Origin of the sequence: Paraglaciecola arctica, assembly GCF_018861065.1 — a bacterium.
Classification (GTDB): domain Bacteria; phylum Pseudomonadota; class Gammaproteobacteria; order Enterobacterales; family Alteromonadaceae; genus Paraglaciecola; species Paraglaciecola arctica_B.
Map to the genome: position 1 here is coordinate 1 of NZ_JAHKQO010000033.1, position 24,203 is coordinate 24,203.

6 protein-coding genes are annotated in these 24,203 nt (G+C 40.7%); all 6 read left to right on the top strand.

The features are described 5' to 3' along the window. Nucleotides 1–944: 944 nt before the first annotated feature. Nucleotides 945–4,775: a PKD domain-containing protein gene (locus tag KO534_RS12805; protein WP_215930060.1), complete on the top strand. Its 3,831-nt coding sequence runs from the start codon at nt 945–947 to the stop codon at nt 4,773–4,775. A 795-nt stretch (nt 4,776–5,570) separates the two neighbouring features. Further along, on the top strand, nt 5,571–9,260 hold the full coding sequence (locus KO534_RS12810) for an Lcl domain-containing protein (protein ID WP_215930061.1): 3,690 nt from the start codon (nt 5,571–5,573) through the stop codon (nt 9,258–9,260). A 67-nt stretch (nt 9,261–9,327) separates the two neighbouring features. Next, on the top strand, nt 9,328–12,804 hold the full coding sequence (locus KO534_RS12815) for an Lcl domain-containing protein (RefSeq protein ID WP_215930062.1): 3,477 nt from the start codon (nt 9,328–9,330) through the stop codon (nt 12,802–12,804). A gap of 158 nt (nt 12,805–12,962) precedes the next feature. After that, nucleotides 12,963–14,975, top strand: a complete 2,013-nt coding sequence (locus KO534_RS12820) for a hypothetical protein (protein ID WP_215930063.1) — start codon at nt 12,963–12,965, stop codon at nt 14,973–14,975. Between the two features lie 1,196 nt (nt 14,976–16,171). Further along, the gene (locus KO534_RS12825) at nt 16,172–22,042 is read left to right on the top strand and encodes an FG-GAP-like repeat-containing protein (RefSeq protein WP_215930064.1); all 5,871 of its coding nucleotides are present in this window, start codon (nt 16,172–16,174) and stop codon (nt 22,040–22,042) included. A gap of 620 nt (nt 22,043–22,662) precedes the next feature. Beyond that, nucleotides 22,663–23,721, top strand: coding sequence for a UDP-N-acetylglucosamine--undecaprenyl-phosphate N-acetylglucosaminephosphotransferase (gene wecA / locus KO534_RS12830; RefSeq protein ID WP_215930065.1), 1,059 nt, complete (start codon nt 22,663–22,665; stop codon nt 23,719–23,721). Nucleotides 23,722–24,203 lie beyond the last annotated feature (482 nt).

Genomic DNA, 24,203 nt, shown 5'->3' on the forward strand with positions numbered 1-24,203 from the left:
CTATATGGTCGACGATGAGGATATAACATCACGGAATATAGGGCTGGATATAAAGCCAGATCAATCACTCTGACTAGCAAATAGTCGATTTAATGTAACTTACGAATATCCCATCTAAAGAAAATTTGAAAATTGGAACTAGACTAATTAGATTTCGCAATACATACGACAACAAGTGATATTAAATACGAAATATGGCCGTCGATGTCATTCAAAGTTGCAACATCAGAATAATCTTTCCGCGGACACTTAACCATTTTCATTATTAAGTGTTTTGCATTTACCGTAGTGTCTGCTAATGTTTTTACGCTAAAATGCTAAAATGCTAAAATGCTAAAATGCTAAAATGCTAAAATGCTAAAATGCTAAAATGGGTTTGCAAATATGATGTTTAATAAAGTCACCATATTATGGATTTACATAATATTATGAAAAAACAAATCCGGTCCACTTTAAAGCAAGTTTGGCTGTTGCATTTAATGGACGGCTTATTTAGTCATTTGTCGATTTTTTCCGCTTGCCCAATAGCCCCACAAAGTAGCGCACTGCCACAGATAAGTCTGTTTAAATACAAGCAGTTCTTCATCATAAACAAAGGCAATGTTCAAAATTGATTTGCACAACAATGAGAGGCTCTTGTTCTAAATTCTGAATTATGTGAAAACAGTTAATTAGTAGACGAAAAACAGCCGACTTTCACTCCCGCTAGGATAAAAAGGAGAAGTAAATACGGAAAACATGAGAAATAATGCTTGTTCATTTTATGAAAAATGACTTAATGTTTCACCAATACTCGCTGAGAGAGCAGCAACACGATCAAGAATTCTGACGCGCTGTCGCGCACGCCGCGGTAATTTGCGCCAGATAGCAAAGGTCTTGCGAAATTTCAGTTTACTCCCAGGTTACACTCTCTGGCATTTTCGCGATTAGACAGGAAGACTAATATGAATAATGGGATTGTCATAACCTCTAACCGCATTGCCCTGCTGTGGACAGTGCTGATTTTCTTTACCTGGCCGCTGAACACGGTAATTGTCTTGGCTCAACATACAGAAGACGGAACAGTTCTGGGCGCCGCGCAAACATTGCCTGAAAATACCGTCGCACTACTCAATTGGGTGGTAAAAACAAGCCCGGATCAGGTATCGGTAGCACTTGCGACCGATTCAGAGCTCAAGCATATATTGCGCTCGCGTCGCGAAGTACTTGGTCGTCTTATGCAGACAAACCCACAGACCGCGCTGGATCAGGCCATGACCGTGCGTGAGATATCGGCATTACCGCAGGCGCTCCAGGCTGAAGTTGAATCGCGCTTCAGTGCGCTAGTCAAGCTGATAGTATTGCCGCCAGAGCCTGGCTACCCCGGCAGCAGCCGATTGCAAATGGCGGATGGAAGTTACCTCAATGTCACCCTGCACGGTAGGCGGGCCGTCTTGCAGAGCAAAAACGATCTGGCGGTGCAGGGAGTGCGAATAGGCAGCTCCGCCGCCATTGCAGACAGTCCGATACAGAAAATTAATGCTGGCGACCTGGCCACGACCAAGGCTATGTTAGATCTCACAGTGGCCCGTCCGGGCAAAGACCTTGCCAACGGCAACTCACTTTCGGAACCGGGCGTACACGCACTGTTGGGGGGCCGCCTTGTGCAATTCGAATCCGCCATAGACGCGGAGACCTTTGCCAACGCATTGCTACAAATCGAAAGCCAGCTCGGCCCAGCAACTGGGTTGAAAGAATGGCTGGAAGATGATGTCGCCCAGCTGCCCCAGTTAAGGGCGCGGGCCGCGGAACTGTCCAGTGCTTGGACCGAGACCAAAAAGACGGTTTTTTTCATCCGCTTGGCTTTTCCCGACAAACCGGATTCACCTTTAAGCCGGCAGGACCTGCTGGGGGAGTTGAACGGACCCACCAGTGATAGAATTCGCACCATGTCCTACGGCAAGACCTGGATAGAGGCCGACGTATCGGACCCGCTGGTATTACTGCCGCAGGCATCGACTGTTTACGTCGGTGCCAACGATTACACAGCGTTATATGATGACGCCAAGAGTGCATTTGCTGCACTAGATACCGGAATCAACCTAGGCGATTACGATATCGTTGGTGTCTACTTCACCTCTATTGGCTTTCCTTGGGCAGGACTGGCTGGCGGTGACCGGCAATGGGTTCAGAACGCATTATGGACTTCAGTCATTACACATGAATTTGGTCACAACTATGGGCTTTTGCACGCGAGTTTCTGGAGCACTAATGACGGCACCGCGACCGGCACTGGCTCGACTATTGAGTACGGCAATCCCTTCGATGTAATGGGCGGAGGCGACAGTTCAACGTCCAGCCACTTTCACGTGGAGGGCAAAACACGCCTGAACTGGATTGCGACCAATAATTGGCAGGATGTCAATGTCGAGGGAAGCGGTTTATATCGCCTACACCAGTTCGACGATATGGATGTTGACGCAGGTAATCTGCTGGCACTGCGTGTTGACAAGTGCAGTGACGGCCATTACTGGATTGGCTATCGTGGTGATTTTCCGGCATACCCGGACGTCACCAACGGCGTAAATATCAACTGGCAACAGATTGGCCAGAACAAGAGCTGGCTCATTGATATCACGCCTGACTCTCAGCTTAACGATTGGGACGATGCGTTGGACGCGGCCTTACGTCTCGGGCAAACCTATTCAGACCCAGACAATTGCGCGCATATAACTCCGGTCGCCAAAGGTGGCATTGCACCTAACGAATGGATCGACATTGACATTTACATCGGCGTCACTGACAACAGCAGCCCACAGGTCACCATTGACGGGCCGACTAACACACAGGCGCGGGTTTTAACCCTGTACAGCGCACAGGCAACCGACCCCGACGAAGACCCCCTCGTTTATAGTTGGGACTTTGGCGACAGCGCCGCTACGCAAAACACTTCTGCGCCCAAGCAAGTGTGGCTGACCGGTGGAGAATTTGACATCAATGTGGCCGTTTCCGATCGCAAAGGTGGCACTGCCAATGCACAGCGCTCGGTAGTAGTGAGCGATCCGCTGCAGCTACCCTGGTCGGAACTGCCCTCAGGACTGCCGTCGCTGCACTGGCTGAGCGGCAATACCTTCGGCGGGGAGATAGTACTGGCAGGAACCGGTACTATCATCCACAGCGTCGATGCCCTTGAGTGGACCACAGCCAGCTTCGATGAATATTCCGGCAACGTACACCTTTATGCGATCGAGCACAATGGCACACGCTGGCTAGCCGCAGGCATGGATTATGATTTCAATATTTCGGCTTGGGTCGGCGTTATATTTTCCTCAGAAGACGGTATTACCTGGACCACGCGCAGCCGCGGCGGGCCACCGACGCGCGACATGGCGTGCGGTAATGGCGTATGTCTGGCCGTTGGCTTGTACGACGATAGAGTAAGCCTCAGGAGTAGTGATGGACTCTCTTGGAGCGATGTCAACATGCCAGACTACGATCAATTAAATGCCATAAGCTGGGGCGCCGGAAAATTCCTGGTTACGGTTAGTCATGCCAACGCCGACAACGCCGATGTGCAGTTCCAATCTGCCGATGGCTTGAATTGGAGCGCACCCATGCCGATCCCTTGTTATGCGTCGAACCTGGAATTTCTCAATGGGAAGTTTATCTTCGCCTGCAATGGCCAGATATATGTCTCCGACAACGGCACCGACTATGTTTCCAGCCGGATAGACTTCTACCCAGATTCGATAACTTATGGTAACGGCATTTACCTGGCGTCTGGCAATGATTCTGGTTTCTCAAACAGACAGCGTATGGTTTCGATTGACGCGACAACCTGGGAACTTCTGTCGACAGTACCTCAACGGGAGGAAGCCGCGCTCTTCTTCAACGACAAATTCATCACATTCGGAGCGAATGGCTGGATCCGCCAATCTCCCTTTGTAGTGACGGACTCCGATTGGGATGGTATTCCTGACACAACCGATCCCGACAATGACAACGACGGCATTCTTGACGAAGATGACGCTTACCCACTGATTTCCATTGGCAATCTCTTAGATACCGACAACGACGGTGCACCCAATGAATGTGATGCCGATTGTTTAGCGCTAGGCATGACCGCTGACTCTGACGATGACAACGACGGTATTGCTGACGTTGACGATGTGTTCCCGCTTATAGGTATAGGTAGTTATGTCGATACCGACAACGATGGTTCACCGAATGAATGTAATAGTGATTGCCTTGCGTTAGGTATGACTGCTGATTTAGATGATGACGATGATGGTATTGCTGATATTAACGACGCTTACCCACTGATCCCCATTGGCAATCTATTAGATACCGACAACGATGGTGCACCCAATGAATGTGATGCCGATTGCCTAGCGCTAGGCATGACTGCTGATACTGACGATGATAATGACTGTATTGCTGATGTAGATGATCCGTTCCCATTAAATCCAAACTCAGTGCCACCCCCGCCGATCATCAGTTCGGTGAATGCAGAGGACGGTGTTTTGATTGTTAGTTTTTCTCCCAACGGTGATGGTGGCTCTAATATTCTGGATTATACCGTAACCTGTGGAAACACTAGCGTCACCAGTTCACAATCTCCGATCCGAATTGAGGAGCTAGAGAATGACGTTAGTTACGCCTGTTTTGTAACTGCGCGTAATGTGCTGGGAAATAGTGTCGCGTCTGACATTGTTAGCACAACGCCAGAGGGAATAATCAGGAGTGGGCTGAATATTCCGCTTCTCAAAGCAATATTAGACGCTCAGTCTCAATAATTGTTGAGGCTGAATAAAGTAAAGCATACATGATGGTAAAACTGTAATCATGTCATTGAAGCTAAGCTAAGGGCGTTCATCGCTCAGGTAATGAAAATGAAAGTAGGAGTATGAAGTATGAGCCAATAGTGAACTGAGAAACTATTGGGTAACACGTAATTGGATACATAAACATTGATTGCAATGTTAAAAGAAGACAATGTTCTTTAGGTTACTTATAGCTCTGAGAAAATTGAATATTAAAATACCCCATAAAGAAGTGTCCACTTCTATTCGTTTAGATTAACTGACGCAATAGTCAAATTAGGATTAAATATTCCTAGATTTAAAGTAGTACTGACTCTCAATCTGAAAAATGACAGTGAAAATTTGATCTGGATTGTTACCAAACCTATTGAAATATATAGAAAAATCTATATTATGCATTTTCCCATTGAGGATGTAATTTAATACGCAAGGGAGTTGTTTCAATTGCACATACCAACCAAGTCCTTCCTGCATTTATCGTTTGAACACTAATTTGAGTTACAAAAAAGAGCCCGAATGATTATGAAAGTGAAATGATGAAATTGAAAAAGCGGCATAACTGCGGTGTCTGAATCTACTTGATCACCTCAGTAGATGTGGTTGCAGAAATTATGGTTTTGTTTGCTCGAGAATGAGTGATAAGTGTTTTTTCTTCCCAACAAACGGGAATTGAAATGACAAACTAAGATGATGTGTTTAATTAAAACCATATCTAGTTGTTTATTAGAATTAATGTATTAAGAGTTTTATTCTAAGAGGATAATGTTTGTGGTTTTTTTTGTAAAAAAATTTTTACGTAGTAGTGCCTATTTTGTTGTTTATGTTTTATTTGTTTCACCGCTTTCGGCTGAAGGCCTTAATGATATTTATTTAGGTCAACCGAAAATAGCTGCCGTCAGTCCGTATTCTGTTGAAGCTTATTTATCTGCCATTATTTATTATCGCTCTAAAAGAGAAGAGGGTAGAGATTTCTATTATGACCAAGTTGGCGTAAGCGACGTTTATAAAACGGCAAAGCTGCTGCATTACAAAAACGATATATCTTCTGGTTTTACTGCGGGTATTTTTGCAACAAACTCAGGGCGGCTAATTATTGTCTTTGGTGGAACAACCGCTATGGAAGTCGACGGTAAAGTTTGGCGAGGAGTTGAAATTGTTACCGACATTTTAACTGACGTTATGCTGTTGAATTACAATAAAGTCCCTGAGCAGATACATCAATTAATTCTGTTCATGCGCGAAGCAAAACAAATTGCAACTGAGAATGGGTTTGATTGGGATAACGATGTAACAATTACCGGTCATTCTTTAGGAGGCGGGTTAGCTCAGTTTGCTAGCTTAATGACTGGTTTGCCTTCAGTCACGTTTAATACCGCCCCAGCACCCATCACACCTAAAACGATAGAGCTAATTAGAGCCTTTGACCCTCAACATAATCCTGTGCCTTATTGTGCTGATTGTAATTTCTCAACTGATTTTTTACACCAGAATAAAGTGATAAATATATTCTCTAATGATGACCCACTAACATCGATTTTAGAAGGCATTGAAGCACTTGAGTATCGAAGAATATATCCCGATTCTAACATTCATTCTGACCGATTCGAGCATTTTAATGCATGGGCGCAAGGCTTAAAAAACAAACTCAATAGAAGTGGAACTTGGCAAGCACTAAAGGTAGGCATGAAAATAGCTGAACTTAATGATGCTATTAGCTCGACCATCAAAGGAGCAAAGAATGTTTTTTCTTATATTACCTTAGTTGACGAAGATTCTTTTATAAATGCTCTTATTGCCTTTAGAGATGAAGATTTTTCGACTTTCATCTTTCATCTGAAAACTGCTTACGGCATTCCGCAAGGAGCAGATCTAACTCAGTTAATCTATGGACAAAGGCTAAGACTGCCTATCAATACGTTTCATAGTATGTTTGGGCTGATTGAGCAGTCACATGCCAATGTAGACAAGTTAAATTTGATTTACGCGAAATTATATTTACCCGAACTATATACCCATATTGACGGATCATTTATCAACGAAGGAGTGCCATTTCCGGAGGAGAGCAATATTAGAAATAGCCTTGCCTCACGCTTATCCTACTATTACTACGACAAGTATTATAAAGAGCAGTTAGCCAGTGAAATAGACATGTTGTTTTCATCGTTTACTCATAAAGAAGTGCAACATGAAAAAATTGAAAACTTTGCGAATACCTATTTAAATATTGGTGGGCTAGCTACCGAAATTTCAATTTTAGCCACAGATTCGGTCACCAACGTCAGTGATAAAGATTTAAACCCAAAGATTAAACGACAGATTGTATCCGCTGCCTTATCGTCAGGCACTTCTACTGCAAAAGATATGCTACCAGATCAATACAAGGACGTAGCTGATGCCATAGATAATTGTCTTGGAGCATTTGCGTGGGTACCAAATGTAACAGACGCGGCTTTAACAACCGTTGTCGGTACTAAAGTAAAACAAACGGCATCACAAATATTAAATTGCGCGGTAGGAGAGCCCGTTAAAGCAACGTCAAGATTTTATTCTGCTATCTCAGGCTACGCAAACATTGAAGATTGGCAATGGCATCGTTTAGCTAAAAGTTACCTGGATATTTACTATACTTGTGGACTCGAAAATAGCGCTTGTTTAGCAGCAAAGTTTAATGGAAAGGCAGACTTGCTTGATCAACTTCAAGCGCTAATTGATGACGATGGTAATTACCAAGGATTATTGGATTTACGTTTAAAATTGGGGGCAAGAAAGTACATTTTGCAATACCAAAAAGATATTGCAGATCTAGCCAACATAATATTAGATTTATTGCCTAATCAATACGTAATCACTTATGACTATGCAAACAGAAACACTAATACCTTAGACTTTACCGTTGATGCAATCTCATTAAAAAACAACGACATTGATGAGTTAACATTGAGTTTTCAAGTTAACAATACCTCGGGTCGAACACTTTTTGTTTATGGCCTTGAACTTAAAGTGATTACCGAGTCAGGTATTAGCTATATACCATTAGGTTCACATCAAGAACATAAAGATGAATTGCTAAAAAATTACCCGCCATTTACTGCCCACATGCCTATTACCTTGTCTTTTAATGTCAATCAAGCCGACTTGTTAAATAATAATATGTCAGAAGCCAGAGTTGTTCTTGGTTTGCGTTATGGGTCAGGTGTGTTTGGCGAAATTGACGATACAGTGCAACGCATTATAGATATTAACCCGCAATTGCTGGCAATCAATAGTGAAAATAAAGTCAAGCCAATATTTGCTGATGACGGAGAGGTTGTAGAAACCGTTTTAGAAATAACACTACCCGAAGGTAATGGCCGAGAAATTGTGGATGAGCGCTTTAAAACCATTGCAGCAATAGCCGGCGATACTATTTATTTACGCAACTTAGTTGAAGGTGGTAGTGATGAAGCCGCTGCTAAGTGTTGGATGGATGCACCTGCGGATCAATTTGGTAATGATTATACCTTTAAAACCTATCGAGTGTGGTTGGTCAATTCTGTAGACGTTGAGCCTGTTGCAGTTGACGCCACCCTCAGCGATGACTGCTTTTATTTAAGTTTCAACTTAGCCACTAGCGGGACTTGGGATATTGTCAACATAGACGCTTTGTATGAAGATTCTCAGGGACTCATTACAACCCTGCCTGGCACCTTAGAAAATACCAACCATATTATTGCTGGTGAACCGAACGAAATTCCGGTAGTCGATGATAACACTGGTAGTGATACCAATATTGCAGGCACTCATCCACTAAACGATACCGGTATTACCACTTGCTCCAATGCAACGACTAACGGACTACCTTGTCCTGTAGAAGGGTTTCCTGGACAAGATGCCGAATATGGTCGAGATGCACTTGCGGCAGCAGGACAACTTCAAAAAGTGGACGCTGGGCATGGTGGCTTTGATTTTACCAAACTCGATGCAAATGGTAATGACTTACCTGCCAACGCTTCTGAATGGAGTTGTGTTAGGGATAATGTTTCTAAGTTAATTTGGGAAGTTAAAACCGACGACGACGGGCTAAGAGATAAGGGCAATACCTACACTTGGTATAATCCAGATAGTGCAACTAATAATGGTGTAGTTGGCACTGAAGGAGTCGAAAATACGTTTAAATATGTGAATGAGGTCAATTCGACAGGACTATGTGGTAGTAATGACTGGAGGTTACCAACGATCAATGAATTACAGTCTTTACCTATTTATGCTGAATACTATGCCGAGACTCCGATGTCATCAAAATTCTTCTTTCCAAATTCAACAATAGGTTTGGGTGAGGATATTTATGAAGCAGTTATATATTACTGGTCTTCAACTAACCGCCGGGGAGACAGTTATATAGCTGCTTTGGGGATCTCAATCTCAGATTACGCTTCGTGGCACACTTTAAGCGTTAGATTGGTAAATAGTGTGGACTAGTGGAATGTTTTCAATTGAAATTCTAACTAGTAACTTTTATACACAACCAAATAATTAAGAAATTGGAATGAACAACTTAAAAGTAGCAATTGTATTCTTTTTTATCACTTTCAAATCTTATGGTTTAGTATGTGATAATAGTGGGCAACGAAGTACGCCTGATGAGAGATTTATATTATCCGGTAATGGTACTGCAATAGATAAAAAAACACACTTAATGTGGAAACGGTGTGTAGTAGGAAGCGAGTTCAATGGAACAAGTTGTGAAATTGGCTATGAGTCTGCGACGTGGGGAGATGCTTTAGTTGCAGCTAATAATTCAAATTTCGCAGGTTATGACGATTGGAGGCTACCTAGTATTATTGAATTGAACTCAATCGCTGAAGAATACTGTTTAGCACCATCTATCAATAACACCGTGTTTCCATGGCATTTTTTTGGACCCGTATGGTCTTCAACACCTGCAACTGGACGGTATTTTTCAGGATATGAAAATTACACATACACTCTAGATTTTAAAAGAAACCAGCTCGTAACAAATCCAAGATCTTCAAGACTAGCTGGGTCGATTTATATTACGACAGTTTTGGTTCGTAATATTCAAGATTCATCGTTGTTAACGTCACAGAATGATTCCCATATACCTCTAAGCCAACTATCAAATAAAACCCTTGTATTTTCCGAACCCGGTTCAGATTTAGCGGTTAAATTCAACGCTGATGGTTCTTCCGAGTCAATTATTTTTTCAGACGGTGAAATGGTAAATGATTCATTGCCCGGTGATTGGTCTGTTTCAAATAATGGTATTGATCTAGATATTTATGCCTTGGGACAACTAAGAATAGAAGTAGGTGCAGATGGCATTATCGATCTTGATGAGGTGGTGCAGGTCAATGGCAACCCATTAACGGTTAGCGATATTATCAAACCCTATTCAACACCTTTTGGTTCGATTGCTGGACATAAATTAACGGTGTATCACCATAACTTTTCTTCTGCCACTATTTACCAGTTTAATGATGATGGCACTATGTTGTTGGCTGATTTAGCATCACTTAACGACGCTCCTACTGAAGGAGTTTGGCGTTATTTCAATAGCAATACTTGGATCCAATATTCTTTTGACAATGGCGCTACGTGGAAAGAATTTACGTCCTCTGTTGGTAGCGATTTTGATTTTAGAAGACGAGTTGATGGTGATTTCAAAGGTAATGTTGTCAAAGTAGAGTCATTAACCGATACAGGTGCACCACTCAGCGCGGATATTCGCTTTGTTGGAGAGAACCTTCCAGATTATTCATATGTGAAGGGTGAAATTAATAAACGTTGGACATTTAAAAATACTGAAACAGCACACTCTGACCTTAAAGCGGTTGTTATTGCAGCCGATGCTGGCACTGGAGTGACTGTTGGGCAAGAGATATTAATTGGTGACGTGCAAGCCAATGACCAATTTAATGTAAACCTACAAACTTCAGTTTCAGCTGTTGGGTCTGCATTTAAAACGGTTGAATTAGAATTAAGAGATAACAACAACCTTGTTATTGATTTAAGTAACTCAGCCAATAATAATTTTTGGTTAACAGTTAGAACGAATCGCCCTCCTCAATTTTCGCCGGATCAGTTATTTGAACTAGCTGGCCAAGCGAATACAAATTTATATTTATCCCTGTCAGGATTTGATGCTGATGGAAACAATACAACGTTTGCTATTGAAAATGGCATTGGTAGCATTATCGACGATACATTAGTTGTTAATGTGACTGACGGTCAATCTGAGCATGACATTGCTATTTCGATTACTGATGGCAAAGAAACGATTGTTCGTAATGTAACTGTAAGCATAATAACGCAAGACAACATCATGAATTTTTATACCGATGTTGATGAAACTACATTGCATTATCAATCTATCTTTCATGGAACTTTACTTGGTTTATTGGTTGGCAGCCAAGTTGAAGAAAACAACGTGACCATTAGAAAGTTCAATCCTAATGAACAACCCACATGGCCAGAAGTGTTAGCGATGTTACTGCGTACCACGGCACATACAGGTGATATTGAATTAGTTACTAGAAACTTACTTAAAGCGCCTGGCGTCTTTCCAGCATGGGTTGACACCTATTATACAACCGCTAGGTTACTTGGTGTTTTAGACATCAACACCAATTTAGCAGAAACACCGACTAATGAAAATATCGCAAAAATGATCGTTAAATTATTAAATTTAGATAGAAAAATATTACAGCTTGGCGTGAACTTACCATTAGCAGAGTTTACTGCCGATGTTTGTTTGTTGGATAATAATGACAATTGTTTTTCGAATGACCTCAACAGATATTATGCTCAATTCACCCATTTTTTTGGTTTGTTTATGCATGATTTAAATATTAACCCGAAGGGGTTAGTAACAAGAGGGGAACTTGCGGAGGTAATGACAAGAATACTCTCTTTACCAAAATTTGATTTGTCGCTAGGTAAAATAAATTCAGTCATTGAATTTGGTGAAGAGGCGACGCTAGTTATAACCAATTTAGCCGCACCAGTTAGTCATCACGATGGTCAGTTGATTTTGTCTGAACAACAACAACCAACTGCGATTGAGCATACTGAAATTAGACAGATATACATTAATTCGGTAGAGCAATTAAGTCAGCCAATAGCAATGACAGCGTTTGCTGGTTTTGAGTTTCAAACGCTAGGTTTGGATGCTGGAAAACATACCATTTCAATTTTGGTAGAAAATACCTTTAATAATACACTTGAAATAAACAACATGAATTTTTCAGTGTTATTTTCAGATGCAGACTTTGATGGAATGCAAGACAGTGTTGATCTGTGGCCTAACAACAAACGTTATTCAGCAGATTTAAATGGAAATGGCATTCCTGACTCATTAGATAACATATGGAACTTGTACGATGCTGAGGGTGCAACACCTGTTTATTTAAATGGTGAGCTTAAGCCCTATACTTATCAAGAAGCCGTTGATTATGGCTTTGACATTGATGGTATTGACGATGACTTTGATGGTGTATCAGATGATGATGATGCGTTTCCTTTCATTGCCATTGGCAATTTATTAGACTCAGACCGCGACGGTGCACCGAATGATTGTGATGCCGATTGTTTAGCGCTAGGAATGACCGCTGATGCTGACGATGACAACGACGGTATTATAGATATTGATGATCCGTTCCCATTAAATTCAAACTCAGTGCCACCTCAGCCGAACATTAGTTCGGTGAATGCAGAGGACAGTGTTTTGATTGTTAGTTTTTCTCCCAACGGTGATGGTGGCTCTAATATTCTGGATTACACCGTAACCTGTGGAAACACCAGCGTCACCAGTTCACAATCTCCGGTCCGAATTGAGGAGCTAGAGAATGACGTTAGTTACGCCTGTTTTGTAACTGCGCGTAATGTGCTGGGAAATAGTGTCGCGTCTGACATTGTTAGCGCAACACCAGAGGGAATAATCAGGAGTGGGCTGAATATTCCGCTTCTCAAAGCAATCTTGGACGCTCAAGCTCAGCCTCAATAATTATGAGGCTGAATAAAGTTGCATGGTTTCTTGACTGATTTTCTTAAGTAGTCAGATAAGTTTGCTGTCGTTTTTTGCTTTGGTGCGGTGCTGCATATAACATGGACACTTTATACAAATCCTAAGAAATCCGAAAAGCCTAAGGAAGGACTTAAACCATGCAATTGCTAAACAATTTCAAGTATTTATTACGCTTTTTCCATTTGTTTTTAGCGCTCTGCCTGTGTTTTTTTGTAGCCGTAACGAATGCTCAGTCGCAATTGACTGAAAAACAGTTGGCTGCAATTTTTATGATCCTCCAATCAGGGCAGGCTTCTAGTGAATTGCCCGATGGTGTAGCATCCATCCAAACCGATGGTTTGCCGACACCAGACGCAATAGTACGCATTGAACTTGAAGATGGAACCAATCTACTTGTTGAACCAAACGTCACATATTTTGATGATGGCGAGGCAAGTGGATATATTGAGTTCGCTGATTTTGGTTTACCTCAACGAATTGTATTCACTACTGGTGAGTCGATGAATATTGAGTGGTTTGCTGATGGGCGTGCTGACATCAGGTTCACTGATGCTAACGGAAGTGTGGCGATATTTTCATCTGATACAGAGCTAGACTTATCAGCTTTTTTTTCTAACGCCAGCTCACAAACTGCGCTTTCTCAACCTCTCTATTCTCAACAATTTAAAAGTGCTGGGTTTTCAAACCTGTCTGCTACTAAAAACGTTAGTGTGCAGGTGGTGGGTTGCGCGAACGACGTTCCTATCGAGTCTGCTGAAGTCTGGGTTGAAAAGCAGTGTTCAAACCAAGACAGTTTTTGTCCAGGCTTGGGGCACAGCAGCAAGGTTCGCGCAACTCATGTAGGGAACGGTGAATACCAAGCAAAATTTACAATTCCTGATCCTGCCTTAAAGTTTAATTGTGGGTCTTTGAAGCCGTTCCAAAACGAAATCAAAGAATTCTGTCTTGTGTACGGCTATGCCACTGGTGGGCCGGTTGGAATAAGCGGGACCGTAATGGCTTCTGCTATGGGTGCTGCAGCGGCTGGTTCGGGCGTGGCTTTGTTGGTTGCCTCTGCGCCTATAATCTTAGCTGCTGCGACCGTAGGAGTTCTCGCGGCTGAATTTACCTGTAATGTGGCTGATTTCTGTAGCGCAGGTGAAAGTCTTGCTAATTTTGTTTACGACGATTCAGTTAGCAACAAGCGATGGAAGGCTTTTGTTACAGCCAATGGTGCTACATTCCCTTCGCAGGAATTGGAATCTCCAGTGGATACTTCACCACTAAACCTTGTGGTAGATATCGGCCCTAATGCCGTTGTGAAGAGCTTTACATTGAATCCTGAAAAACCAGATTATGATGAACCGTATACGGCAAACATTGAACTTTTCTGTGCAAAAGACTGGCACCTTAACTTGATACAGGCATCTAGTGATCAATCAGGACGAGACACAGAAAACTTTATTGTAGAAAACGTGGATGCCTCGTACAGTTTTAAACGCTCAGCAGGTACACCACGTAAAACGGACGTGTGGGATCTTGTATTGACTCCGCCCGCCGTGGATGGTCTGTCATCAATAAATCCAAAACTAGTTAGACAATGGGAACTGCCTTTCCATGACCTTAGAATTGACGTCACCGGCTCAGGCAAAATTGAATCAGAACACGTAGATTGTAGAGACAGCTTTGATAATTGTTTTGAGGAAGATATTGAATATGGAAAAATAGCCACTCTCGTTCCATTTCCTGATCTCGGCGAAGAACTTATTAGTTGGGGAGGTGCTTGTGAGGGCACAAATGTGGATTCAGATTGTGAAGTTGAAATGACCTCAGATTTGATTGCAACAGCTGAATTCACTGAGGACTTATTCCAGGACGTTTGCATAGATAGAGGAGGTAGAATATATACATTCACTAGCCCTAATGATGTTTACAGTCCTAATGGTTTCCAAAATGATTTGGTAGGGCAAATTAGTGAAAATCAAATTTACATCAAATATTGGCATAGTGCTGGTTTAGCTAGGTATTTAGCGGTGATTGATCTTACTGTTGATTCCAATGACCAAATTACTGGTACAGAAACATACTGTAAGACTTTTAACGGAACTAGTTGCCAAGTTGCTCCTACAGTTACAATATTGGAAGCGGGCACTTTTGTCTTCTGTTCGTAGGCGATAGTTATTTATTAAGCTCAAAATCATGAATGCTGGTGACATTGACAAAACGTTCAGGGTAAAGGTTTTCAAAGCGACTCAGTTCTTCTAGTCGTTATGGTTGATTTTCAGCGAAGCTCAGTAGTATCACTGTTAAATGTTATAAAAACGAAGCTAAGTGGTCTGTACATAATTCAATTTTGCAGTATGTTCAGTTTTCCGTATTCCTGCTACTTATAGATTTGCGTTTTCAGTGTTCTGCTTTGAAAGTCACCTTCCAGCTGTCACGAAAGCAGTCGGTCAGCGAATTCGAGCTGCAAAGAGCGACTTTAGGTGGCTTGTGGGATTTTGTACTGTGTTTGGAATAACTACATACCCGCAGCTTAAATGATGATTGAGGTAAGTAGGATTGACTCACATGGACACTAGCTTCATCTATATCAATAACCATTATTCCCTAAGCAAGTGACCTTAATTACTAATCGCTGAATGTCTCTCACTTCAATAACGTTAACGACTCTGCAGTGAATTACCTAGTGATGGTTATTGGCAAAGCGTTGTAGAAGGTTCAAAAGGGAAAGATTTCAAATAATTTATGGTTATCTTACCGTTTTAACAAATTATGTGGTCAAGCAAAACGATGATGGAACATAGATTGGGTTTCTTGCATATCGCTTGACAGCGGTATTAATGCAACGAATATAAGAGTGTTAATACAGTATTTTTCATGGAGTACGAAAAGTTGAAGGGATATCGCGCAGTGTTCAGGTGTCTTGCTACTGGCCGTAGATTTATATAAGTTACCTAGATTGTGTTTGAATTAACCGAACATTTTAATAGAGGAAAATATTCAATTATTGAGGTGTAAAATGGCTAAACGTACTATTCAACCACGTCAGCGGTAGAACAAAAAAATAGAGAATTAGCCGAATTATGAAAGTAACTTTTTGGGAGTATGACATATTTATACGTAAATCAGAACTCACTAAAAGCGATTTGAAAGCTCAAATTATAGGTGTCTACGCCACTAGAAATAAACCCACTTACGGTTGGTTGGTTGGTTGGTTGGTTGGTCAAAAATGTTTCAATTTGAGAAACTTTTCGATAGAGTTTAAGGTAAATAGTGTTGAAACACTTTCAATAAGAGTTTGCTGTTTGTTAGTGCGACAACAGGGTCAGGATGTAGTTTGTAGTTAAGGAGTAAGGAATAAAAAATGAAAATAATAACAATGCTTAAGATGGCTAACCTTGTAATCAAGAGATTAAAATTAACTAATTACAAACTTCAAATAGTATTTCTTTTTGCATTGCTTTTTTCTTCTAGTAGTCAAGCTATAGAGTTCCTTGAAATTAAAGCTTCTATTGGAAACTCCAACTCCGAGGTTTATCTCATCCCAATAAAGCCAATATCTGATGATAGGATGGTGACCGTTGCTGAGTTTTATGCAAAAGATGAAGCAACAGGAAATACTGTTACTGATCTAGATGTTGAAAGTAAAACTGAATTACTGATGATAAGTAATGCTATTTATTGGTTGAAATATGAAAGCGAATACAATTTAGTTCGTGAGCAGGCTGGAACTTTTATAAAGTATATGCAAGGACAAGCTTATGATTCGTCAAAAATTGTTTCCCTTGAAGATCTTGCAGGATCGGTAGCCGCTGTTACAGCTTCTGCTGGAGTTGGGTGCGCGATAGGAGCAGTAGGTGGAACAACAGTTGCTCCCTTTACTGCTGGAGCATCAATAGCTGCAGGATGTTTTGGTGTTGCAACTGTGTTAGGAGCAGTTGCAACAATTGATGAAGCGGTGAGTTACTTAATTAAAGCAACAAATAATTTAATAAGTACATCTCAACCTGAAGATATAGTGATAAACGAGGGGTTTGCTACGCAACAGATTATTTCTAGTGTGTCTTCTCGTATGGTTACTTTGATGAGGTTTATAGTCACTGACAAGTCAGCGGTAGCAAACATTGCGCTAGTTGAGGACATATGGAATTTATATTTAGAAATTAGAATCGCTTTTTCTGTCTATGACAATATCTGTAAGCAATTTCTTCCAGATAGATATTTGGAAGCGCAAGACAATATGTCTCTTTCATTTACAGCCGTTTCTGTGGTAACGAATGTGGCAACGAGTGCCTCTACACCCATACCTGCTAGTTCCATGGCGCAGTTGTTTGTGACCATTCAAGATATTTTCTTAAAAAACGATTTTAATGAAAATAGAAAGAATGAAATTAAAGAGAATTCAGATAGATTAAATTTGCAAATGGCTAACGTAAGAGAGGAGATATTTCCTTCATCGAGTACCAATAGGGAAGTTTTAAGAGCTGCATTTTCAGAGCGTGAGCCAATCAAAGCGATATCTTTTCAGTTATTCAAAACAGTATTCAATGTGAATGAAAGTATAAGTATCGAATTGCATCTTTCTCAAACTGCTAACGGTATCTATCAAAACGCGACGGTTAACTATTTAGTTTTTGATAAAAGGGGTAACACTGTAGAACAAGCAGTATTACCTTACGATTCTAGCTACGCTCTTTATAAAACAAATACTGTCGCGAAAGGTGCACCGGGTGACTATATGCTAGTGGTAGAAGCTTATGATGAAAATGGTGCGGAAATTTACACGGGCTCTGATGTTTTCACTATCAATAATCCAGCTGAAGGTCATGATTTATCAATTAATAACTACTCACTTTCTCGCTCCAGTGCTGAGCCAGGAAAACACTCTGTTGATTTGGATGTGTCTATTACCAATAGCGGTAACTTTGATGAGAATGCCCAGCTTAGATTACGTGTTATTGGGCCAAATAATGTTGAGTCATACAGTGATAGCCAATCATTGGGTTTGATATTAAAAAATACCACTAAATCATTCGAGAATATTTTAGATTGGTCTGTTCCAAGTTCTGCAGCTAATGGCGCTTATTCGTTACAAGTTCAAGTTTTAAATGATGTCGGTGATTTCACTCCAATTGATAATTTACAAGAGAGAATATTATATGTTGGAGAGATAAATTATGTGACACCTGAGGCATTAGTTGGGAAAGAGATGACAGTCGATTGGGACCCTGATCTTGAATTGAGTAATTTTATTGGCGGAAGGTCTGGTGCAGGAGGGTTTGGATGGGTGCGCTATTCTTCGGGTGGATATAATTATGACATTGCGATTTCAGGTTATTTGGGAGATAGAGTTAATAGCGAAACCGGGATTGTTGTTAAAAGAAATGGCAATGTTGTTTACGCAAGTGACGGTATTGATGAAGATGTGGGAGAACCTATATATATACATGGGACTCCACTTGTTATATTTGCGTGGCTAGCTGAAGGTGACCAAGCTGGCTTAGTGATAGCAGAAGAAATATCTAACTTGGGCCTTAAAACTAGAAAAGCAACAACAATTGTAAATATACCGCGACAGTTTGAAGCGGTATATAGTGGCATCTCTTGTAATAAAAAATATACTCGAGTTCATCAAGCTAGTTCAAATTCGGATGATGAATGGAATTTTAATATTGCTTTTGAATTGAATTCAGACATTTCAACAAAAGAAGGAGACTGTAGTAGTGCAGGTAGAGTAGTTGATATTTCAGCCAGCCAAGTTGAAAGTTATGAGTTTGTAATAGAGTACCCAGGTAGCAATCCCAGCGGCTATTCTCCTTCTATCTCTGGTTATGATGATATAGAAAATTATACATTGCATTTTTACACTGCTGAGCTAGTAGTTGAACCACATAATGATATCGCTCTGTCTTCTACTAATGTGCCTAATAATGCTATATCTGGTGAGATAATTCGTCTAACAACGAACATAGCAAAACAAGGAACATTAACTCCATCCAGTATTGAAGTGTTGTGGACTATCACCAATGAGACTGACTATAAATTTGAATATGTAACCTCTGGGGACATTGGATTAAATGACTATCAATGGGATACCAATGGATTAGTCGAAGGCAATTACCAAGTCGCCATTAAAGCCGTTAGTCAGGGGGATATTGATCTAGATGACATTTCAGTGAATAAAACTATTACGTTGGCTGCAGCGCCTAAAACGATAGTTAACCGCTATGTGGAGCTTTCACCTAATATTAGTTCTGCAAAAGTATTCAATTCTGAATATAGCGCAAAAAAAATGTCAGAAAGCCTGACTTTAAAAGAAGGAGAAAATCATCTTTTTGAATTCACACTAAATGATAGCGATGGAAATTGTCAAATTGATGGTTTGTCATATTTAGTGCAGTTAGATAGTGACGGTGAAGAAATACAATTAGGTAAAACGCCGCTCTTAAAAGACGGGGGGGTGTGTAAATTTTCTGCCAATATCACTATTCAGAAAAACACAACTAATGTACGAATTCTTGGAAGTTTGAATCGTTACGATGATGGTATATTTGATCAAAACATAGTTGTAGAGAGCAATCAGTCCCCTACGGTAGTTATTGAGTATGTGTACAGTGAATTAGAATTTAATGAATTAACAGAAGTAAGTTTGACAGCCAATACTGAAGATCCAGATAACGATGGTGTTATTTCAAAATTTTGGCAAGTTATTAGACCAGATGGGGTTGTTTCAATTACATACGATGCAGATGTCTTTAATTTCACACCACAAGTTGCGGGTTCATATAAGATTAGTTTGGTAGCAACAGATGCACTTTACAAAGAAGGTCGAAGTGAGGAGGTGTTATTAATTTTTAATGGAAATGTAGATTCTGATGGTGATGACGTAGAAGACTCAGTAGACAACTGCCCAGCCATTCCTAACCCAGGCCAAGAAAATACTGATTTAGCTGATGATGGCGGGGATGCCTGTGATGAAGACGACGATAATGACAATATAGCCGATGCTGATGACGCATTCCCACTGATTGCAATAGGTGATTTGTTAGATTTTGACCTAGACGGCGCACCCAATACTTGTGATTCAGTCTGCCTGTCATTAGGAATGACAGCTGATTTAGACGACGATAATGACGGTTTCTTAGACACTAATGATGCCTTCCCTCTAAATGTAGCTGCAAGTGTAGATAGTGATGGTGATGGAAAACCAGACTATTTCAATGAAGGCTGTAATGAGCAATGTATAGCTGACTCTGGACTAACGCTTGATAATGACAATGATCAAATAACTATTCAGGGTTGGCGTTACCCTAAAGGTGATTTGGCTGCCACAGCATCAGATAACAATAGTTACAAAACGCCAACTAACGAATTTACAGAAGTTTGGACTGCTAGTCAGCTAAGTGGCATTGTTTATAGTGCTTCTGGTGATATTGATGGCGATAACCAACTCGAATTAGTGGTAGTGAGTGGTGGTGAGATACGTATGTACGACGGAGACGGCACTGAAGCTTATCCTTCAATATCGATTCCTTCTAACAGTGACATGCGAATGCTTCTAGATGATGTAGACGGTGATGGCGTAAACGAGATCCTTGTTGGTACACGAGAATCATCAGCACTTCAAGTAAACATATATAAAAATGATGGTTCATTGGTTGCGAACTTGTCGAGAACTGGTGGTTCTGATTCTAATATGTGGCCAGTATCCTATCTTGGCAATCATCGGCTACTTGTGGCTTACACAACTGGCTATGCTAGGGAGCCACGCGGATATAGTGTTTGGGATATAAATACAGAAACAGAAACATGGTATTACGATTTGGGTCCTTGTATGGGAGATATTTCTGCAACTGATGTTGATTTCGATGGGGATCTCGATTTCATAGGAAGTATGTTTACTTGTCATAATGGAGCGAGTGGCAGCGGTGTTAATGGTTCAGGTACAAGAACCACGGATGGCGATCTCTACTCTATTTTAGTTGATGAAACTGGCGAAGAACAGTTAGTTCAAATATTGGGTGATGACACATCAGGTGGTGCAAATGGAGGTAATATTCATGTTCTTGCTGATTTGGAAAGTGATGGTGTGTATGAAATTGTAGCCAGTATTGCCCACAACTCTTCTTACCCTGGTGACGCACAGATTCGGATTCTGAATTTAGATGGCACCACAAAGCATCAAGTTTCATTAGGTACTAATTTAAATCCCAGATTTTTGGTATCAGACTTAGATAGCGACGGAACTAAAGAAATTGTGGTTTGGAGTAAAGTAGATCGTAGCCTAAGAATTTATGATTCAGAGCTCAATGAAGTTACCATACAAGAAAATGTTGGAGGAAGTGCAATATACGCTTTTGTAGCAGCTGATATTGACGGCGATGGATCAAAAGAAATTTTAATGCGTGATGACACTGTATTGAAAGTTTTTGGTGGAAACGACCTCCAGGAAAAGCTCTCTTTGGATTTAAATTTGAGGATTAACAATATTTGGACTTCAGATTTAAACAATGATTTAACTGCAGAAATAATTGTTACCACTTCTGATGGTGTAATACACGTCTTAAGTGGTGGCGCACCCAATGAGATAGTAACCGACACTGATAATGACTCGATCTCAGATGACATAGATAACTGCCCATTGATAGCAAACTCAGGCCAAGAAAACACTGATTTAGCCGAAGATGGTGGTGACGCCTGTGACGAAGATGACGATAATGACAATATTGCTGACGTAGACGATACCTTCCCACTTATTGCCATTGGTAATCTTTTAGATTCCGACAACGACGGTGCACCGAATGAATGTGATAGCGATTGCCTAGCACTCGGTATGACCGCTGATGCTGACGATGACAACGACGGTATTATAGATATTGATGATCCGTTCCCATTAAATCCAAACTCAGTGCCAGCATCACCTGTCATCAGTTCAATCGAAGAAGAAGATGGCGCTTTAGTTGTTAGTTTTTCTCCCAACGGTGATGGTGGCTCTAATATTCTGGATTACACCATAACCTGTGGAGACACCAGCGTCACCAGTTCACAATCTCCGATCCGAATTGAGGAACTAGAGAATGACGTTAGTTACGCCTGTTTTGTAACTGCGCGTAATGTGCTGGGAAATAGTGTCGCGTCTGACATTGTAAGCGCAACACCAGAGGGAATAATCAGGAGTGGGCTGAATATTCCGCTCCTTAAAGCAATATTAGACGCACAATCGGCGCCACAATAAGTTAATTAACACCAACCCTTTACATTTATTGTAATAAGGAAATAGTATTATAAAATTAACTATCCGCCTCAATTGAGAATAATGCTGAAGACATAAATCGCTTTTGTAGCCGACAGAGCGGGACATGAACGTCGATACGCAATTGTTGCGACTATAACAAACACCGAACAGGGTTATAAGCCAGTTGAGTCCTTTGAAACTGGGATCCAAAAAACAATAGGTTGGTATTTAAATAAAAATAAGTGGTAGACAAGATTGAAAGAAAATACTAAGTGTAACTATTGAACAATGCTAGTGGCTGGTATTTTGGGTATATGAATAAGGACATTTAAAAAAGATTCTTGAAGAAACAAAGCCGTAGTATGTACATGAGTTTTCTTCAGCTTTATTTATACTAAACCCAATGTTTAACTAAACTTTTGATGGAAATTCCTTGTACATGTATCCGCTAACTGCCTAGACTTAGTGGGTTATTTTGTTAAATAATTCACCAAGTTGTTAACTGATTGGTTTGTTTTAGATAAATGCAGTAATCACCTTCTAGCATCAAAAATTGCGTGTTATACTTACCGGATATTTACTGTAATACCTACCGTAATACTTACTTAAAGAGATATTTAATGGATGTAATATCTAGCAGTTTTAACAGTGTTTTTATTTGGGCATTTTCGGTTGCCTGCCTATCAATTGTTAGTCTGCGTCCTATAGCTGCGAATATTGGCTTAGTGGACAAACCTAATTCCCGAAAGAGACATTTAGGTAATGTGCCACTGATTGGTGGTATTGCCATTTATTTTACTTTAATGGTGTTGTGTCAGGGGGTTTTGCCTAAGTCTCAGCTTATCAATCTTTATATGATTTCCTGTTCGTTTATGGTTCTCATTGGTGCCTTAGATGACTTTTATGATGTAAGCGCGAAATTGAGGCTTCTAGCACAGCTATTAATTGCGTCGATATTAGTAATGGGAGCGGGATTTGCACTTCACGATATGGGTAACTTACTTGGTTTTGGGAATGTTAATCTAGGATATTTAGCGATACCGATCACTTTATTGGCCGTTGCGACTGCCATTAACGCGTTTAATATGACGGATGGAATTGACGGGTTAGTAGGAGTTTTAGGTATTGTTACTTTTTCGAGTCTTTGTCTTCTGTTTTACTGGAGTAATAATTCTAATCTATTTGTGATATCTGCAACATTTGTAGCTGCGTTGTCAGCATTCTTATTATTTAACTTAGGTGGATTACGTCGTCTTTTTGGTAAAGTATTTATGGGCGATGCCGGTAGCATGATGATTGGTCTTTCTGTTGTGTGGTTATTAGTTTTAGGGACCCAAGATGGAGATGCTAGTTTTAGGCCGGTCACTGCACTTTGGATTATCGCTATACCTTTGATGGACATGTTTGCTGTTATGCATAGGCGAGTGAAAAAGGGTAAGTCTCCGCTTTCTGCCGATAGGGATCACTTACATCACATCTTTATGCGCTTTGGACTTACGTCCAAGGGGTCTTTGTTTATTATTAGTGTTGTGTCAACCTGTTTTGCAGGTTTTGGTTTGGCCGGCGAATACTTTGCGATTCCAGAAGTGATAATGTTGTTTAGTTTTATTGGTTTGTTTTTGCTATATGACTACTGTTTTATGCATATCTGGACACTATCTAAAATGGTTAAGAAGTAACAAGATAAAGTAATAGAAGGCGGTTGCATTACCATATTAATGTAATCCGCCTGAAAGACGGTGGTATTCCTTAACTAATCCTATGTGAAGTCTTTAGTAATCCGTTTTTTTATACATCCTTTTTGCCCTTGCCATTTTAATCAGCCATCTGTAGCCAGGTTCAATTGTAACGCTCAGCCACAAGTAATTTAAATATAAACAAATGGAAGGTAGTGGAATTTCATTTCGTAAGCATTGCGCGCATCTAGTGCCGCTAATATTGTGTCTTTCGGGGTAAGCTTGCTCGTAAATAGCCTGTGAATTCGAGCAAGTATAATGACGTTAGGTCTAATGATAGTAATGGTGAACGTAATGAATTATCCCCAAATTAGGTTAAGTGCGCATTTCGTATTCAGTTTCATCAATAAAATTATTACTGTTTGCGCACTCTACTGTAGGCCAGTTTCTACAACTGTATAGTTCTTTGGCCACATTCAGCTGTC